We start from the raw sequence: 17,694 nt of genomic DNA, 5'->3' as shown, positions 1-17,694 counted from the left end.
GTTTGCAGACCGCCTATATAAAATAGGTGTGCCGGATTCGGAAATAGGCTGTCCGGAAGGGGAACGGATGCCGGCCGGACCGGCGGATGACATAGTTGGGTGCGAAAGACGATATTTTTTTCAGAAGCTGTTGTGTTATCCAAAACTTTTCCTATCTTTGCACCCGATTTCGCCCGTGAACCAATGGCGTTCGGGCGCGGTTCTTTGAGAAGAGTTAAAAAGTAGAAAATTTATCCCGAATAATTTGCGAGGTAAATTTTTTATGCCTACTTTTGCAATCCAAAACGGTGAATACTGCCGATGTAGCTCAGTTGGCCAGAGCAGCTGATTTGTAATCAGCTGGTCGGGGGTTCGAATCCCTCCATCGGCTCGGAAAGCCGACGCGAGGAGGAGCTAAAAAGACCCTGCCGATGGCAGCAGCCGAAAAAGAGTTTGACGGTCAAACTTGTTTGAAGCGACGAACTATTTTGAGGCTGGGAGTTCCGAAGGAACGAGGGCTTTTTACGACGACGAGCGGCGGCAGGACGAAGGCCTCCCCAAAGCGGGATCGGCGAAGTGGAACGAGGCGCAGCCGAGTGAAACGAGCCAATTCCTCCGGGAAAGACGAGCGAAGCGAATTCCTCACGGGAGAGGAGCAAAACAAGGGAAGTTACCAGAGTGGCCAAATGGGGCAGACTGTAAATCTGCTGGCGTACGCCTTCGGTGGTTCGAATCCATCACTTCCCACTAAAAAGAGAGTGCCGGTTGGAGTTGCAGGACCCCGGACGCCGCGGAGAGGCGGTGCGAGGGAAGGGATAACTCTGATACGGTCTGTTTTTGCGGAAGTAGCTCAGTTGATAGAGCATCAGCCTTCCAAGCTGAGGGTCGCGAGTTTGAGCCTCGTCTTCCGCTCCAGTGCGCAGCAGCGTGTGATACGAACGCCTCCGTTCAGCGATGATGGGGAGTTTGTGTCGCTCGCTTGTTCTGCGAAATGAATTTTAAAACTTTAGGACAATTTTTAACAATACTTTAAATACTTAATACTATGGCAAAAGAAAAATTCGACCGGTCGAAACCGCACGTAAACATCGGTACCATCGGTCACGTTGACCACGGTAAGACCACCCTTACCGCTGCTATCACGACTGTTTTGGCAAAGAACGGTCTGTCGGAACTCCGTTCGTTCGACTCGATCGACAACGCTCCCGAGGAGAAAGAGCGTGGTATCACGATCAACACCTCGCACGTTGAGTACCAGACGGCCAACCGCCACTACGCGCACGTAGACTGCCCGGGCCACGCCGACTATGTGAAGAACATGGTTACCGGTGCTGCCCAGATGGACGGCGCTATCCTGGTCGTTGCCGCTACGGACGGTCCGATGCCCCAGACCAACGAGCACGTACTGCTCGCCCGTCAGGTGAACGTGCCGCGCATCGTCGTTTTCCTGAACAAGTGCGACATGGTGGACGATCCCGAAATGCTCGACCTGGTCGAGATGGAGGTTCGCGACCTGCTTTCCAAGTATGAGTACGATGGCGACAACGCTCCCATCATCCGCGGTTCCGCACTCGGCGGCCTGAACGGCGAGCCGCAGTGGGAGGAGAAGATCATGGAGCTGATGGCTGCCGTTGACGAATATGTTCCCATTCCTCCGCGTGAGAACGAGAAGCCGTTCCTGATGCCTGTCGAGGACGTGTTCTCGATCACCGGCCGCGGTACCGTCGTAACGGGCCGTATCGAGACCGGTATCATCCACGTAGGCGATCCCGTCGAGATCGTAGGTCTCGAGGAGAAGACCCTCACGTCGACCTGCACGGGCGTCGAGATGTTCCGCAAGCTGCTCGACGAGGGCGAGGCTGGCGACAACGTAGGTCTGCTGCTCCGCGGTATCGACAAGAAGGAGGTTAAGCGCGGTATGGTGGTTGCCAAGCCGGGTTCGATCACTCCGCACACCGAGTTCGAGGCCGAGGTCTACATCCTCAAGAAAGAGGAGGGTGGCCGTCACACGCCGTTCCACAACAACTATCGTCCCCAGTTCTACCTGCGTACGATGGACGTAACGGGTGAGGTTCACCTGCCCGCAGGCGTCGACATGGTTATGCCGGGCGACCACGTGACCATCACCGTGAAGCTGATCTACCCCGTAGCTATCAACGAAGGTCTGCGTTTCGCAATCCGCGAGGGTGGCCGTACGGTAGGTGCAGGTCAGATCCTGAAGATCGTGAAGTAATTCACATCCGAATATTCCGGGAGGCGGTCATCCGCATCGCCTCCCTCTTTTAGGAGCATAGTTCAAGGGTAGAATAGCGGTCTCCAAAACCGTTGATGGGAGTTCGAATCTCTCTGCTCCTGCCAAGAGTAAAAGACGAAGATATGTTCAAATACGTTAAAGAATCTTACAACGAGCTTGTAAACAAGGTGACGTGGCCTACGTTCCCGCAGCTCCAGAGTTCTACGATCGTCGTGATGGTGGCTTCGGTCATCTTCGCCGTGGTCGTCCTGGCGATGGACGTGACGTTCGAGAACGTGATGGCAGGCATTTACAAGACCCTGGGCGGTCTTGGCCGTTAATTGTTTGCAGAACGATGAGCGAGATTAAGAAACAATGGTATGTCGTCCGCGCAATCGGTGGCAAGGAGGGGAAGGTCAAAGAGTATATCGAGGCTGAAATCCGCCACAACCACCTTGAGGACTACATCTCCCAGGTGCTGATCCCTACTGAAAAAGTCTATACCATCCGCAACGGAAAGAAGGTCTCCAAGGAGAAGGTTTCTTATCCGGGCTACGTGCTGGTGGAGGCTGCGTTCGTAGGCCAGATTCCGATTATAATTCGCAATACCCCCAACGTGCTGGGTTTCCTCGGCGACACCAAAGAGGACAGCCGCAAGATGAACGCCACGCCCCTGCGTCCGCAGGAGGTAGCGCGCATCCTCGGCCGCGTCGACGAGCTGAACGCACAGGAGGAGGAAAACGAAATACCCTTCTTTGTCGGCGAGACTGTCAAGGTTACGGACGGTCCTTTCTCGAGCTTCCAAGGTACTATCGAGGCAGTCGACAACGAGCGCAAGAAACTCACGGTATCGGTGAAGATATTCGGGCGCAAAACTCCTATGGAGTTGAGTTTCACCCAAGTAGAAAAAGAATAATTAACCAAGGAAAACTATGGCAAAAGAGGTTGCTGCATTTATTAAATTGCAGATCAAAGGTGGTGCCGCCAATCCTTCGCCCCCGGTTGGTCCCGCATTGGGTTCTAAGGGAGTCAATATCATGGACTTCTGCAAGCAATTCAATGCTCGTACGCAGGACAAGGCGGGAAAGGTTCTTCCGGTCATCATCACGGTTTACAGCGATAAGTCGTTCGACTTTGTTGTAAAACAGCCGCCCGTAGCTATCCAGCTCAAGGAAGCAGCTAAAGTGCAGAAAGGTTCCGCACAGCCCAACCGCGACAAGGTCGGTCAGGTGACGTGGGATCAGATCCGCGAAATCGCGCAGGACAAAATGCCCGATATGAACTGCTTTACGCTGGAATCCGCTATGCGCATGGTTGCCGGTACTGCCCGCAGTATGGGTATCAGTGTCGTCGGAGAATTTCCTAATATGTAATTGCGAAGAAGATGAGTAAGTTGACAAAAAATCAAAAGATCGCCTACGCTAAGGTGGAAGCCGGTAAGGCTTACAAGCTCTCGGAGGCTGCCGCTCTTCTGAAGGAAATTACGTTCACGAAATTCGACGCTTCGGTGGATATCGACGTGCGTCTGGGTGTCGATCCCCGCAAGGCGAACCAGATGGTCCGCGGCGTGGTGACGCTTCCCCACGGAACCGGTAAGACGGTGCGCGTGCTGGTGCTGTGCACTCCCGAGAAGGAGGCCGAGGCACAGGCTGCAGGCGCAGACTACGTAGGTCTGGACGAGTATGTTGACAAGATCAAGGCCGGCTGGACCGACGTTGACGTGATCATCTGTACTCCCAATGTGATGGGTAAAGTCGGTGCGCTGGGCCGTATTCTGGGTCCCCGCGGACTGATGCCGAACCCCAAGACCGGTACGGTTACGATGGAAGTCGGCAAGGCCGTCCAGGAGGTGAAAGCCGGTAAGATCGACTTCAAGGTCGATAAATTCGGTATCATCCACACGACGGTAGGCAAGGTTTCGTTTTCGGCAGATCAGATCGTGGACAACGCGAAAGAGGTGCTGAATATGATTCTCAAGCTGAAACCGGCTGCTGCCAAAGGTTCTTACGTGAAGAGTGTTTATCTCTCGACCACCATGAGCCCCGGCGTGCAGATTGATTCCAAATCAGTAGAAACCAAATAAGAAGGAGGAGAGAAGAGATGACTAAGGAAGAAAAACTGGTTGTAATTGACAGCCTTGCCGAGCAGCTCCAGGCTTATCCTCACTTCTATATCGCCGACATCGAGTCGCTGAACGCAGAGCAGACCGCTGCCCTGCGCCGCAAGTGCTTCGAGAGCGACGTGAAGCTGGTGGTCGTTAAGAACACCCTCCTGGGCAAAGCCCTCGAGAAGGTGGAGAAGGCCGATGCTGATCTGGTAAAAGTATTGGAGGGTCCTACCTCGATTATGTTCGCCAACGTTGCGAAAGCTCCCGCTGTTTTGATCAAGGAATTCCGCAAGAAGTCGGAGAAGCCCGTTCTGAAGGCGGCTTTCGCCGAGGGTTGCGTTTACGTGGGTGACAATCAGCTGGACACTCTGTGTAACATCAAGTCGAAGGAAGAGCTTATCGCCGACATCGTCGCACTGCTCCAGTCCCCGGCCAAGAATGTTATCTCTGCATTGCAGGCTAATGCAGGCCAAAAGATTGCGGGCCTCGTGAAGACGCTCGAATCGAGAAACAACTAATTTCACAAACAAGAATCAAAAACAAATTAATAAGCTTACAACTATGGCAGACGTAAAGAAACTTGCTGAAGAACTGGTAAACCTGAAGGTTACCGAGGTAAACGAACTCGCACAGATCCTCAAGGAGGAGTATGGCATTGAGCCGGCTGCTGCCGCTGTTGCCGTTGCAGCCCCCGCTGCAGGCGCAGGCGAGGCTGCTGCTGCAGAGAAGACGTCGTTCGACGTTATTCTGAAGGCCGCAGGTCAGGCCAAGCTCCAGGTTATCAAGGTAGTGAAGGACATCGCAGGTCTTTCGCTGGGCGATGCTAAAGCACTCGTTGACGGTGCTCCCAAGGCCGTTAAGGAGGGTGTTTCCAAGGAGGAGGCTGAGCAGATCAAAGGCCAGCTCGAGGAAGCAGGTGCTGAAGTTGAGCTCAAGTAGCATTGCTGCTTAAGCGTCAATAGAAGACGAACAGGTATAGGGCTTACCGGTGTGTAAGCTCTATGCCTTTTCTTGGTCTAAAGACCGGAAGTGCCGATCAGGAGCTGTGTCCGGTTTTTGGAATATAGGATGCTCCCGGGGCGTATGACGCCTTCATACGGGAGCATTGCCGGGATAATGACCCGCACATTTTGGGGAGCGTAACCCATTACACTTCAACTAATTTGGATTTTACGATGTCCGCAGCAAAAACACAACAAAGAATTAGCTTTTCGACAGTAAAGAACCGGGTTCCGTACCCGGATTTGCTGGAGGTACAGCTTAAATCATTCCGGGACTTTTTCCAGATGGACACCACGGCCGAAAACCGTAAGAACGAGGGCCTCTACAAGGTCTTCCAGGAAAATTTCCCCATCACGGATACCCGGAACAATTTCGTTCTGGAGTTTATCGACTACTATATCGATCCGCCCCGTTACTCGATCGAGGAGTGCCTGGAGCGCGGTTTGACGTACAGCGTTCCGCTGAAAGCCAAGCTGAAGCTCTACTGCACGGACGACGAACACGAAGATTTCGGCGTTGTCGTTCAGGACGTGTACTTCGGTACGATCCCCTACATGACCGAACGCGGTACGTTCGTCATCAACGGCGCGGAGCGTGTCATCGTATCCCAGCTGCACCGTTCGCCCGGCGTGTTCTTCGGACAGAGCATGCACACGAACGGAACCAAGCTCTACTCGGCGCGAATCATTCCTTTCAAGGGTTCGTGGATCGAGTTCGCTACGGACATCAACAACGTGATGTACGCGTACATCGACCGTAAGAAGAAACTGCCCGTCACGACGCTGCTGCGTGCCATCGGTTACGAGGCCGACCAGCAGATCCTGGAAATCTTCGACCTGGCGGACGAGGTGAAGGTCAACAAGGCCAACCTCAAGAAGGCCGTGGGCCGCAAGCTGGCCGCGAGGGTGCTCTCGACGTGGGTCGAGGACTTCGTGGACGAGGACACGGGCGAGGTGGTTTCCATCGAACGAAACAACGTGATCGTGGACCGCGAGACGGTTCTCGAGGAGGAGCATGTGGACCAAATCCTCGAAAGCGGCGCCAAGACGATTCTGCTGCACAAGGAGAACCTCTCGGGCATCGACTTCTCGATCATCTACAATACCCTGCAGAAGGACCCGTGCAACTCCGAGAAGGAGGCCGTGGTTTACATATACAGGCAGCTGCGCGCTTCGGAGCCGCCCGATGAGGCTACGGCGCGCGACGTCATTGAGAAGCTCTTCTTCTCGGACAAACGCTATGACCTGGGCGATGTGGGCCGTTACCGCATCAACAAGAAACTGGATCTGGACACCGATCCGGCCATCCGCACGCTGACGCGCGAGGACATCATCGCTATTATCAAATACCTGATCCAGCTGATCAACTCGAAGGCTGACGTCGACGACATCGACCACCTGTCGAACCGCCGCGTCCGTACGGTGGGCGAGCAGCTGTCGAATCAGTTCTCGGTCGGTTTCGTGCGCATGGCGCGTACGATCCGCGAGCGCATGAACGTGCGTGACAACGAGGTGTTCACCCCGGTGGACCTGATCAACGCCAAGACCCTTTCGTCGGTGATCAACTCCTTCTTCGGAACCTCGCAGCTCTCGCAGTTCATGGACCAGATCAACCCGCTGGCCGAAATCACGCACAAACGCCGTCTGTCGGCCCTCGGCCCGGGCGGTCTTTCGCGTGACCGCGCCGGTTTCGAGGTGCGAGACGTGCACTACACGCACTACGGACGCCTTTGCCCGATCGAGTCGCCGGAAGGCCCGAACATCGGTCTGATCTCGTCGCTGTGCGTCTATGCGAAGATCTCCCCGATGGGATTCATCGAGACGCCTTACCGCCGCGTGGAGAACGGCAAGGTCGATATGGACAACTCGCACATCCACTACTATTCGGCCGAGGAGGAGGAGGACCTGGTCGCCGCACAGGCGAACACCCCGATCGACGGGGAAGGCAACTTCCTGGAGCCGGATCGTATCAAGGCGCGTGAAGGAGCCGATTTCCCCGTGGTTACGGCCAGCGAAGTGGACCTGATGGACGTGGCTCCGAACCAGATCGCCTCGATCGCCGCGAGCCTTATCCCGTTCCTGGAGCACGACGACGCCAACCGTGCGCTGATGGGTTCGAACATGATGCGCCAGGCCGTGCCCCTGGTGACTTCGGAAGCCCCGATCGTCGGCACGGGTATCGAGAAGGACATGATCTCCGACAGCCGCATCCAGATCGTTGCCGAGGGCGACGGCGAGGTGGTTTTCGCCGATGCGACGAAGATTCAGATCAAATACGAGCGTACGGAGGACGAGATCCTCGCGTCGTTCGCTCCGGAGGTGACGACCTACACGCTGCCGCGCTACCGTCGCACCAACCAGAATACCTCGGTGACGCTGAAGCCCATCGTGCTGACGGGCGACAAGGTGACGAAGGGGCAGATTCTGACCGAAGGCTACTCGACGCAGCACGGCGAGCTGGCCCTGGGCCGCAACCTCAAGGTGGCGTTCATGCCCTGGAAGGGTTACAACTTCGAGGACGCCATCGTGATCTCGGAGCGTATCCAGCGTGAGGACATCTTCACCTCGGTGCACGTCGACGAATATATCATGGAGGTCCGCGACACCAAGCGCGGTGTCGAGGAGCTTACGTCGGACATTCCCAACGTCTCGGAGGACGCCACGAAGGACCTCGACGCCAACGGTATCGTCCGTGTCGGCGCCAACATCCACCCGGGCGACATCCTGATCGGCAAGATCACCCCGAAGGGCGAGAGCGATCCGTCGCCCGAGGAGAAGCTGCTCCGCGCGATCTTCGGCGACAAGGCCGGCGACGTGAAGGACGCCTCTTTGAAGGCCCAGCCGTCGCTGCACGGCGTGGTGATCGACACCCGTCTTTACAGCCGCGCCAACAAGGAGGGCAAAAAGAGCAAGAGCGCCGAGAAGGCCCAGCTGGACAAGCTCGACGAGAAGTTCGCAGCCGAAATCGCGGAACTTACGAAGCGTCTGGTCGGCAAACTGTGGACGCTGCTTCAGGGCAAGACCTCCACGGGCGTTACGGACTACTTCGGGGTGGAACTCTATCCCGCGGGGACGAAATTCTCGCAGAAGATGCTGGAGGAGATCGCCCGCAAGTCGACGGACGAGAAGACCGGCGTGGTGATGGGGTATCTGAACCTCGGGTCGTGCAACTGGACGGGCGACGCCCACACCGATGCGCTCATCGAGGCCACCATCAACAATTACACCATCGAGTGGAAGAAGGCCGACGCCGCCATCAAGCGCGAGAAGTACAACATCACCAACGGCGACGAGCTTCCGCAGACGGGCGTCATCCAGATGGCCAAGGTCTACATCGCCAAGAAGCGTAAGCTGAAGGTGGGCGACAAGATGGCCGGACGCCACGGTAACAAGGGTATCGTGGCCCGTATCGTGCGCGACGAGGACATGCCGTTCCTCGAGGACGGAACGATCGTCGACATCTGCCTGAACCCGCTGGGCGTGCCTTCGCGAATGAACCTCGGCCAGATTTACGAGACCGTGCTCGGATGGGCCGGCCGCGAGCTGGGCTTGAAGTTCGCCACGCCGATTTTCGACGGCGCTTCGCTCGACCAGATCAACGAATACACCGCGCAGGCGGGTATCCCGCACAGCGGCCGTACGTACCTCTACGACGGCGGAACGGGCGAGATGTTCGACCAGCCGGCTACGGTGGGCGTGATCTACATGCTCAAGCTGGGCCACATGATCGACGACAAGATGCACGCGCGTTCGATCGGTCCCTACTCGCTCATCACGCAGCAGCCGCTCGGCGGTAAGGCGCAGTTCGGCGGTCAGCGTTTCGGTGAGATGGAGGTCTGGGCGCTCGAAGGCTTCGGCGCCGCCAACATCCTGCAGGAGATTCTGACGATCAAGTCCGACGACGTGATGGGCCGCGCCAAGGCGTACGAGGCCATCGTCAAGGGCGAGAATCTGCCCAAACCGGGCATTCCCGAGGCGATGAACGTGCTGCTGCACGAGCTTCGCGGTCTGGCTCTGTCGGTGAAACTCGAGTAAGGTGTATTTTAGAGGAAAAGAAAAACGAGAACAAATATGTCAATTACCAAAGACAATAAACCGAATAATGGTTACAGCCGGATTTCGATCGGCCTGGCCTCCCCCGAGGAGATTCTGGCCCAGTCGAGCGGCGAGGTGCTGAAGCCCGAGACCATTAACTACCGTACCTACAAGCCCGAGCGCGACGGTCTGTTCTGCGAACGGATTTTCGGCCCGGTGAAGGATTACGAGTGCCACTGCGGTAAGTACAAGCGCATCCGCTACAAAGGCATCGTCTGCGACCGCTGCGGCGTGGAGGTGACCGAGAAGAAGGTGCGCCGCGAGCGCATGGGACACATCTCGCTGGTGGTTCCGGTGGTGCACATCTGGTATTTCCGCTCGCTGCCTTCGAAGATCGGCTACCTGCTGGGCATTCCGTCGAAGAAACTCGAGGCGATCATCTACTACGAACGTTACGTCGTGATCAACGCCGGCGCCGCCTCGGAGCAGGGCATCGAGCGTCTGGCCACGCTTTCGGAGAAGGAGTACCTCGACGTGGTGGCCGCGCTGCCGAAGGGCAACCAGTCGCTCGACGATTCGGACCCCAACAAGTTCGTCGCCATGATGGGCGCCGAGGCCGTCTACACGCTGCTGAAGCAGGTGGATCTCGACTCGATGTCCTACGCCCTGCGCCACAAGGCCTCGACCGAGACCTCGCAGCAGCGTAAGTCGGAGGCGCTGAAGTGTCTGAACGTCATCGAGTCGTTCCGCGCCTCGGAGGGCAAGAACAAGCCCGAGTGGATGGTGCTGAACGTGATTCCGGTGATCCCGCCCGAGCTGCGCCCGCTGGTGCCGCTGGACGGCGGACGTTTCGCCACGTCGGACCTGAACGACCTCTACCGCCGCGTCATCATCCGCAACAACCGCCTCAAACGCCTGATCGAGATCAAGGCCCCGGAGGTGATTCTGCGCAACGAGAAGCGCATGTTGCAGGAGGCCGTCGACTCGCTGTTCGACAACTCGCGCAAGAGCAACGCCGTGAAGAACGAGTCGAACCGTCCGCTCAAGTCGCTGTCGGATTCGCTCAAGGGCAAGCAGGGCCGCTTCCGCCAGAACCTGCTGGGTAAGCGTGTCGACTACTCGGCCCGTTCGGTCATCGTCGTCGGTCCCGAGCTGAAGATGCACGAGATGGGCATTCCGAAGGACATGGCCGCCGAACTTTACAAGCCGTTCGTGATCCGCAAGCTCATCGAGCGCGGCATCGTCAAGACGGTGAAGTCGGCCAAGAAGATCATCGACCGCAAGGACCCCGTGATCTGGGGCATTCTGGAGAATGTCATCAAGGGACACCCCGTGCTGATGAACCGCGCCCCGACGCTGCACCGCCTCGGTATCCAGGCGTTCCAGCCCAAACTGATCGAGGGCAAGGCCATGCAGCTGCACCCGCTGGCATGTACGGCGTTCAACGCCGACTTCGACGGCGACCAGATGGCCGTACACCTGCCGCTGGGCAACGCCGCCATCCTGGAGGCCCAGCTGCTGATGCTGGGTTCGCACAACGTCCTCAATCCCGCGAACGGCGCGCCGATCACGGTCCCTTCGCAGGACATGGTCCTCGGTCTCTACTACATCACCAAGCCCCGCAAGGGCGTGAAGGGCGAAGGCCGCGTATTCTACGGCGCCGAGGAGGCGATCATCGCCTACAACGAGGGCCGGGCCGACCTGCACGCCATCGTGAAGTGTATGGTCGACGATTTGGACGAGCAGGGTAACGAGGTGCGCGTGCTGAAGGAGACGACCATCGGCCGCATCCTCTTCAACCAGGTGGTTCCCAAGGAGGTAGGCTACATCAACGAGATTCTGACGAAGCGTTCGCTGCGCGACATCATCGCCGTGGTGATGAAGAAGGCCGGTGCCGACAAGGTGGCCGCGTTCCTCGACGACATCAAGAATATGGGTTACCGGATGGCCTTCCGCGGCGGTCTGTCGTTCAACCTCGATGCCGTGATCATCCCCGAAGAGAAGGAGAAGCTCGTGCAGGAGGGGTACGAACGTTCGGACTCCATCATGGAGGACTACAACATGGGTCTTATCACCAACAACGAGCGCTACAACCAGATCATCGACGTCTGGACGAATATCAATACCAAGCTGACGAAGGCCGTGATCGAAACGCTGATCAAGGACAACGACGGTTTCAACCCGGTATACATGATGCTCGACTCCGGCGCCCGTGGTTCGAAAGAGCAGATCCGTCAGCTGAGCGGTATGCGAGGCCTGATGGCCAAGCCGCAGAAGTCGGGTGTCGAGGGTGGTCAGCAGGTCATCGAGAACCCGATTCTCTCGAACTTCAAGGAGGGACTCTCGGTGCTGGAGTACTTCATTTCGACCCACGGTGCCCGTAAGGGTCTTGCCGATACCGCCCTGAAGACGGCTGACGCAGGTTACCTGACGCGCCGTCTGGTGGACGTGGCGCAGGACGTGATCATCAACGAGGAGGATTGCGGCACGCTGCGCGGACTGACGGCTACGGCCATCAAGCGCAATGACGACGTGGTGCAGACCCTCTACGACCGTATTCTGGGCCGCGTGGCTCTGAACGATGTGGTTCATCCGCTGACCGGCGAGGTGATCTGCAAGGCCGGCGAGGAGATCACCGAGCCGATCGCCGAAGCCATCGAGAAATCGCCGCTGGAGTCGGTGGAGATCCGTTCGGTGCTGACCTGCGAGTCGCGCCGCGGCGTCTGCGCGAAGTGCTACGGCCGCAACCTGGCTACGGCCCGCATGGTTCAGAAAGGCGAGGTCGTCGGCGTCATCGCCGCGCAGTCCATCGGCGAGCCGGGTACGCAGCTGACCCTGCGTACGTTCCACGTCGGCGGTGTGGCCGGCGGCACGGCTGTCGAGACCAACGTCGTTTCGAAATACGAAGGCCGTCTGGAGATCGACGAGCTGCGCACTGTCAAGGGTAAGAATGCAGCCGGCGAGGCGATCGACATCGTGATTTCGCGTCAGTCGGAGTTCCGCATCGTCGACCCCAAGACCGATATCGTGCTCTATACGCACAACCTGCCCTACGGCGCGACGCTCTTCATGGCGGATGGCTCCGAGGTCAAGAAGGGCGACCTGATCTGCGAGTGGGACCCCTACAACGCCGTTATCATCTCGGAGTACGAGGGTAAGGCCTCCTACGAGAGCGTTATCGAGGGTATCACCTACCGCGACGAGCGCGACGAGCAGACGGGCCTTTCGGAGAAGGTCGTGATCGAGTCGAAGGACAAGACCAAGAACCCCGTCATCAAGATCGTCGACCGCGAAGGTCTGGAGGTCAAGCAGTACAACCTGCCCGTGGGCGCCCACGTGGTCGTGAAGGACAACGCCCGCATCAAGGCCGGCGACATCCTGATCAAGATTCCGCGCGCCGTCGGCAAGTCGGGCGGCGACATCACCGGCGGTCTGCCGCGCGTTACGGAACTGTTCGAGGCCCGCAACCCGTCGAACCCCGCCATTGTATCGGAGATCGACGGCGAGGTGGCGTTCGGCAAGATCAAGCGCGGTAACCGCGAGATCATCATCACCTCGAAGCAGGGCGACGTGAAACGCTATCTGGTTCCCCTGTCGCGTCAGATCATCGTGCAGGAGAACGACTACGTGAAGGCCGGCAGCCCGCTGTCGGACGGTGCGATCACCCCGAGCGACATCCTCAATATCCTCGGCCCGACGAAGGTGCAGGAGTACATCGTCAACGAGGTGCAGGAGGTCTACCGCATGCAGGGTGTGAAGATCAACGACAAGCATTTCGAGGTCATCGTCCGCCAGATGATGAACAAGGTGAAGATCGAGGACCCGGGAGACACCCGTTTCTTCGAGGACCAGATCGTCGACAAGTGGGAGTTCATGGACGTGAACGACGAGTTGTATGACAAGGTGGTCGTCACCGACGCCGGCGATTCGACGTCGCTGCAACCCGGACAGATCGTTTCGCTGCGTAAGCTGCGCGACGAGAATTCGAGCCTCAAGCGCCGCGACCAGCAGCCGGTGCAGGTGCGCGACATCGTGCCCGCGACTTCGACCCAGGTGTTGCAGGGTATCACCCGCGCCGCACTCCAGACTTCGAGCTTCATCTCGGCGGCTTCGTTCCAGGAGACGACCAAGGTGCTGAACGAGGCGGCCATCCAGGCCAAGGTCGATCCGCTGGAGAACCTCAAGGAGAACGTGATCTGCGGTCACCTGATCCCCGGCGGTACGGGCCTGCGCGACTACGACGACCTCGTAGTCGGTTCGAAGGCCGATCTGGAGTCGCTCCAGCAGGCGCAGTAGTCTGCGACGCGGGAGTGATCCCGCCTGAAATAGATTGAAAAAAATCCCCTTCCGGAGAGCCGGAAGGGGATTTTTGGTTGTCGGAGGGGCGAACCGGGTTGCAAAGACGCAGGAGCCGGGTGTTCGGAGACACGGAAAGTACGGGGCGGTCGGAAAGACCGGAATGCGGAAAGTCCGGGCCGCGACGGACCCGGACTTTCGCCGTGTGTACTGTGTTTGCGTCCGGCTGTTTATTCGAATGCGACCGCCTGACCGTTGATCTTCACATTGCTGAAGACGGCTTCCGAGGCCTTCTTGCTGTCGCCGCTGTTGGCCGCCAGGCCGATCAGCAGTTTGTCGGGCAATCCGCTGATGGAGACGGACTTTTCCGCGCCGAACGTTGCGCCTCCGTCGAGCGAATAGGACGCCGTGAATTTGTCGCCTGCGCGTTCGAGCCGCACGATGGGCTTTGCCCCCTCGGTTGTGGCTGCCGGTGCGCCTAATGCGCCCTTGTTGCCCTTTCCGGCGGCTTCGGTCCGGTTGGAGTAGTAGAATCCCGTGAGGCTCCGGGCGGCCATCGCGTGGATGAAATCGCCGGTCGAGATCGTTCCTGCGTCAGGAGTGACCAGCAGCCCGGCCAACGCCTGGTTGGTGTCTTTCAGGGCGGAGAAGGAGTCGACCTGCGCGGTAGCCACGAAGTTGCCCGTGACCTCCCGGTAGACGAACCCGAGGGTCTGCGTGCCGCTTTCGAATTTGCCGCATGCCGTGAGCGCCAACTGGCCCCCGTTGCAGACGGCCGTTGCGGCGGTGGTGCCGTTGGAGAGCAGTGTCCAGCCGTTGCCCAGGTCGCTGCCGCCGGGTGTGGGATCGGTTCCCGGGTCGGGGTCCGGGGTCGTTCCGCCGCCCGTGATGCCGCCGTTGTCCACCTCTTTGGGCGCTGCGGAATAGCCCGTCAGTTTACCCACGCCCGAAGCCGAAGGCACGATCTCGGCGATCCGGCCGACGGGGTCCACGATGTAGTTGTACGCCGGCTTGAAGTCGTCGTAGGTATACGGCGTCGCGATCTTCTCGCCGTTGTAGGCCTTGTACTCCACATTGGTGAAGGGGTAGGGCGACGTGGCGTCGGCGGGTTTGTTGTTGAAGAGGTTGCCGCGTTCGTAGAGGTATCCGGCCACCGATCCCGTGAGGTTCGACACCCAGCTGCTGCCGCTCGGTTTGGCCGGGTAGGTGCAGATGTCGGTCGGGAGTTTCACGCCTTCGAAACAGTTGTCCTCGACGAGCACCATCGCGCCGTAGGCGCTGCCTACGCCGTAGGTGGTCACCTGGTTGAAATAGTTGTTGTAGACGTGGGCGCGGCCGAAGCGTACGCGCGGATGGCGCGAACTCGACAGGTCGAAGAAATTGTGGTGGAACGTCACGGTGATCTTCGTGTCGGCCGTCTGGCTGTTCGAGTGGCCTACGAGGCACGATTTCTGGGTCTTGATGAAGTGACACCACGATACGGTGACGTTGTAGGTCTGGTGCGTCACGTCGCACGAGCCGTCCTCGTAGTCCTTCGTCTGGTTGATCGACTCGAAGGTGCAGTGGTCGACCCAGACGTTATTGCTCTCCTGCATCGAGATGCCGTCGGCGCCGTCGTCGGCCTTGGGCATCTTGATATAGATGTTGCGGATGATGATGTTCGAGGATTCGTTGATGAAGAACCCGACGTTTTCCATCAAGAAGTCGTTCGTGCCGTTGATCGTGAGGTTGCCCGTGCGCTTGATGTCGAACCAGGGCTTGCCCGAGCGGTAGCCGTCGTCCTTGTGGAACGTACCGCTCAACCAGACGATCGCGGGGGTCATGGTCTTGTTCTTCTCGCGCAGGTAGAGCCATTCGCCGAACTTCTTGCCGTCGTCGAAATGGTGGATGTTGGCCTCGGTGGCGCCGGCGCCGCCCGTCGTGCCTTCGGCATAGCCGTAGAGTTTGTCCAGTTCGACGTCGCCCGTGACGGGAGGCGTCGGAACGTCCGGATCGGGTTCCGGATCGGGATCGGGTTCCGGATCGGGGTTCTCGACCGGTTCCTTGCCGCCCTCCTGTTCGGTGACGTTGGCGATGCGCACGGAGCCGTTTGCCGCAACGATGTCGGCACGGAGCAGGACCTTTTTGCCGATCAGATCGGGGTGGTCGACCACGTTCAGACGGGCCTGAACGTCCGATTCATCCGGCAGTTCCACGCGGATGCACTTGTCGGGGCGGTACTCGTTGGCTTTCGAGGCCAGCAGGATGTTGCTGCGCGAGGGGGTGTCGGAACCGACGGAACGCACGGCGGCCTTTGCATCGGCTTCGGCCCCGGCGACGTAACCCCGGATCCAGACGGCCGATTTCCCGGCGGCGGCCGCGAGGTCGCCCACGCCGAAGGGATCGTCCTTCGTTCCCGCGGGCAGCGTCGTTGCGGGCGGATCGGGGGTATCTTCGGTGGTGGTGTCGTCGCCGCACGCTCCGGCGAGCAGCGGAACGACCAGCAGAAGCAGTAAAATTCGTTTCATACGTATTGTGGTTTTAGGTTGACGTTTGCTGATAACAAAATTAACCCGCCGGAGGTTGTCCGACGGGGAAATTTTATCCGTTTACAGGGAAAAATCGTCACACGCCCGAAAGGATGCCTCCGGCGTGCCCGGAACTTAACGTTTGAAGCGTTTGGCAAGGCCCCCTTCGGAGGTCTCGCGGTAGAGACTCGGCAGGGCGTGGCCCGTTTCGTTCATCACCTCCACGACCTTGTCGAAGCTCACCATGTGCGAGCCGTCGGAGAGCGTGGCGTAGGCGTTGGCGTCGAAGGCGCGGGCCGCGGCGATGGCGTTGCGTTCGATGCAGGGGACCTGCACCAGTCCGCACACGGGGTCGCACGTGAGGCCCAGGTGGTGTTCGAGACCCATCTCGGCGGCGTATTCGATCTGCGAGGGGGTTCCGCCGAAGAGCTGGCACGCGGCGGCGGCAGCCATGGCGCACGCCACGCCGACCTCGCCCTGGCAGCCTACCTCGGCGCCCGAAATGGAGGAGTTGGTCTTGGCGACGTTGCCGAAAAGCCCGGCCGTGGCCAGCGCCCGCAGGATGCGGACGCGCAGGAAGTTGCGCGAGGAGGAGAGGTGGTAGAGCACCGCGGGCATGACGCCGCTCGACCCGCATGTGGGGGCCGTCACGACCGTGCCGCCCGAGGCGTTCTCCTCGGAGGTGGCCAGCGCGTAAGCGTAGATTTTGGCCCGCGAGGAGAGCGAGTCGGTGTAGCTTTTCGACTTGACCCAGTAGGTCGAGGCCTTGCGGGCGACCTTCAGCCCTCCGGGCAGCACGCCGTCGTTGTTCAGGCCGCGCTGGATGGTCGCGCACATCGTCTCCCAGACCGTGTCGAGGTAGTCCCAGATTTCGGGACCCTCGCAGTCGCTCACATACTCCCAGAAGGTTTTGCCCTCGTGGTAGCACCACTCCTTGATCTCCGAAATGGTCGACAGCGGGTAGATGCTCTGCGGCGTTTCGAGGCGCGAGGCCTCGTTGGCCAGCGCGCCGCCGCCGACGCTGAAAATCGTCCACGCATCGACGACCTGGCCGCCTTTCAGCCCTTCGAACAGCATGCCGTTGGGGTGGAAGGGGAGCACGACCTCCGGTTTCCAGACGATCTGGGTCGGGGCGGCCGGTTCGAGGACCGAAAGGATCGCCACGTCCGTCAGGTGGCCCTTGCCCGTGGCGGCCAGCGATCCGTAGAGGGTCACGCGGTAGGCGTCGACGTCGCGGCAGCGTTCCGCAAACTGTTCGGCGGCTCGCTTGGGGCCCATCGTGTGGCTGCTCGACGGGCCGCTGCCGATCCTGTATAACTCTTTGAGCGATTCCATAATCGTGATTTTACGGGAGCAAAGATAGGTAAAATTCCATAAGAAAAGGAGGAATATTTATTCCTCCTTTTCTTGTAGCTCCACCGCGACTCGAACGCGAATTTAGGGTTTAGGAAACCCTCGTTCTATCCCTTGAACTATGGAGCCGTTGAAAACAATGCGGTGCGTCTGTCGCCAAACGCACCGGCAAAGATAGTGATT

At 58.9% G+C, this 17,694-nt stretch carries 11 protein-coding genes and 5 tRNA genes; 13 read left to right on the top strand and 3 right to left on the bottom strand.

Going from position 1 to position 17,694, the window contains the following annotated elements:
• Positions 1-296: 296 nt before the first annotated feature.
• The 13 genes from ACGHP5_RS03640 (at position 297) to rpoC (ending at position 13,651) form a co-directional block, all read left to right on the top strand.
• A tRNA-Thr gene (locus ACGHP5_RS03640) sits at positions 297-370 on the top strand.
• 273 nt (positions 371-643) lie between these two features.
• Positions 644-726: transfer RNA gene (locus ACGHP5_RS03635), tRNA-Tyr, on the top strand.
• 92 nt (positions 727-818) lie between these two features.
• Positions 819-894 (top strand) — tRNA-Gly (locus ACGHP5_RS03630).
• Between the two features lie 130 nt (positions 895-1,024).
• On the top strand, positions 1,025-2,212 hold the full coding sequence (gene tuf, locus ACGHP5_RS03625; RefSeq protein ID WP_290533194.1) for an elongation factor Tu: 1,188 nt from the start codon (positions 1,025-1,027) through the stop codon (positions 2,210-2,212).
• 51 nt (positions 2,213-2,263) lie between these two features.
• Positions 2,264-2,337, top strand: a tRNA-Trp gene (locus tag ACGHP5_RS03620).
• Positions 2,338-2,355: 18 nt separating this feature from the next.
• Positions 2,356-2,553 carry a preprotein translocase subunit SecE gene (secE, locus tag ACGHP5_RS03615; RefSeq protein WP_015548065.1) on the top strand — a complete coding sequence of 66 codons (198 nt, stop codon included), beginning with the start codon at positions 2,356-2,358 and terminating at the stop codon, positions 2,551-2,553.
• A 14-nt stretch (positions 2,554-2,567) separates the two neighbouring features.
• A complete protein-coding gene (gene nusG, locus ACGHP5_RS03610; RefSeq protein ID WP_015548064.1) occupies positions 2,568-3,128 on the top strand; it encodes a transcription termination/antitermination protein NusG in 561 nt (186 codons plus the stop codon).
• 16 nt (positions 3,129-3,144) lie between these two features.
• Positions 3,145-3,585 carry a 50S ribosomal protein L11 gene (rplK, locus tag ACGHP5_RS03605; RefSeq protein ID WP_015548063.1) on the top strand — a complete coding sequence of 147 codons (441 nt, stop codon included), beginning with the start codon at positions 3,145-3,147 and terminating at the stop codon, positions 3,583-3,585.
• Between the two features lie 11 nt (positions 3,586-3,596).
• On the top strand, positions 3,597-4,295 hold the full coding sequence (gene rplA / locus ACGHP5_RS03600; protein WP_290534187.1) for a 50S ribosomal protein L1: 699 nt from the start codon (positions 3,597-3,599) through the stop codon (positions 4,293-4,295).
• Between the two features lie 17 nt (positions 4,296-4,312).
• Positions 4,313-4,837 carry a 50S ribosomal protein L10 gene (rplJ, locus tag ACGHP5_RS03595; protein ID WP_290534186.1) on the top strand — a complete coding sequence of 175 codons (525 nt, stop codon included), beginning with the start codon at positions 4,313-4,315 and terminating at the stop codon, positions 4,835-4,837.
• Between the two features lie 43 nt (positions 4,838-4,880).
• Complete coding sequence (gene rplL / locus ACGHP5_RS03590; RefSeq protein ID WP_015548061.1) at positions 4,881-5,258, top strand: 50S ribosomal protein L7/L12; 378 nt, start codon at positions 4,881-4,883, stop codon at positions 5,256-5,258.
• 236 nt (positions 5,259-5,494) lie between these two features.
• Positions 5,495-9,355, top strand: coding sequence for a DNA-directed RNA polymerase subunit beta (gene rpoB / locus ACGHP5_RS03585; RefSeq protein ID WP_044054613.1), 3,861 nt, complete (start codon positions 5,495-5,497; stop codon positions 9,353-9,355).
• A 36-nt stretch (positions 9,356-9,391) separates the two neighbouring features.
• The gene (rpoC, locus tag ACGHP5_RS03580) at positions 9,392-13,651 is read left to right on the top strand and encodes a DNA-directed RNA polymerase subunit beta' (protein ID WP_390568056.1); all 4,260 of its coding nucleotides are present in this window, start codon (positions 9,392-9,394) and stop codon (positions 13,649-13,651) included.
• Positions 13,652-13,881: 230 nt separating this feature from the next.
• On the opposite strand, the gene ACGHP5_RS03575 is transcribed toward rpoC, so the two are convergent.
• The 3 genes from ACGHP5_RS03575 to ACGHP5_RS03565 form a co-directional block, all read right to left on the bottom strand.
• Positions 13,882-16,158 carry a DUF6359 domain-containing protein gene (locus ACGHP5_RS03575; protein WP_390568055.1) on the bottom strand — a complete coding sequence of 759 codons (2,277 nt, stop codon included), beginning with the start codon at positions 16,156-16,158 and terminating at the stop codon, positions 13,882-13,884.
• A gap of 135 nt (positions 16,159-16,293) precedes the next feature.
• A complete protein-coding gene (locus ACGHP5_RS03570; protein ID WP_290534182.1) occupies positions 16,294-17,493 on the bottom strand; it encodes an L-serine ammonia-lyase, iron-sulfur-dependent, subunit alpha in 1,200 nt (399 codons plus the stop codon).
• 75 nt (positions 17,494-17,568) lie between these two features.
• Positions 17,569-17,640 (bottom strand) — tRNA-Arg (locus ACGHP5_RS03565).
• Positions 17,641-17,694 lie beyond the last annotated feature (54 nt).

Source organism: Alistipes sp. i18-0019-D1 (genome assembly GCF_042852885.1).
In the GTDB taxonomy this organism is placed as follows: Bacteria; Bacteroidota; Bacteroidia; order Bacteroidales; family Rikenellaceae; genus Alistipes.
Note: the sequence above shows the minus strand (reverse complement) of the source record. Positions and strands in the feature narration are given on the sequence as shown.

What these genes read in the sequence shown, in the direction of transcription:
- tuf (WP_290533194.1), top strand. Translation starts at nt 1,025, where the DNA reads ATGGCAAAAGAAAAATTCGACCGGTCGAAACCGCACGTAAACATCGGT.
- secE (WP_015548065.1), top strand. Translation starts at nt 2,356, where the DNA reads ATGTTCAAATACGTTAAAGAATCTTACAACGAGCTTGTAAACAAGGTG.
- nusG (WP_015548064.1), top strand. Translation starts at nt 2,568, where the DNA reads ATGAGCGAGATTAAGAAACAATGGTATGTCGTCCGCGCAATCGGTGGC.
- rplK (WP_015548063.1), top strand. Translation starts at nt 3,145, where the DNA reads ATGGCAAAAGAGGTTGCTGCATTTATTAAATTGCAGATCAAAGGTGGT.
- rplA (WP_290534187.1), top strand. Translation starts at nt 3,597, where the DNA reads ATGAGTAAGTTGACAAAAAATCAAAAGATCGCCTACGCTAAGGTGGAA.
- rplJ (WP_290534186.1), top strand. Translation starts at nt 4,313, where the DNA reads ATGACTAAGGAAGAAAAACTGGTTGTAATTGACAGCCTTGCCGAGCAG.
- rplL (WP_015548061.1), top strand. Translation starts at nt 4,881, where the DNA reads ATGGCAGACGTAAAGAAACTTGCTGAAGAACTGGTAAACCTGAAGGTT.
- rpoB (WP_044054613.1), top strand. Translation starts at nt 5,495, where the DNA reads ATGTCCGCAGCAAAAACACAACAAAGAATTAGCTTTTCGACAGTAAAG.
- rpoC (WP_390568056.1), top strand. Translation starts at nt 9,392, where the DNA reads ATGTCAATTACCAAAGACAATAAACCGAATAATGGTTACAGCCGGATT.
- ACGHP5_RS03575 (WP_390568055.1), bottom strand. Translation starts at nt 16,158, where the DNA reads ATGAAACGAATTTTACTGCTTCTGCTGGTCGTTCCGCTGCTCGCCGGA.
- ACGHP5_RS03570 (WP_290534182.1), bottom strand. Translation starts at nt 17,493, where the DNA reads ATGGAATCGCTCAAAGAGTTATACAGGATCGGCAGCGGCCCGTCGAGC.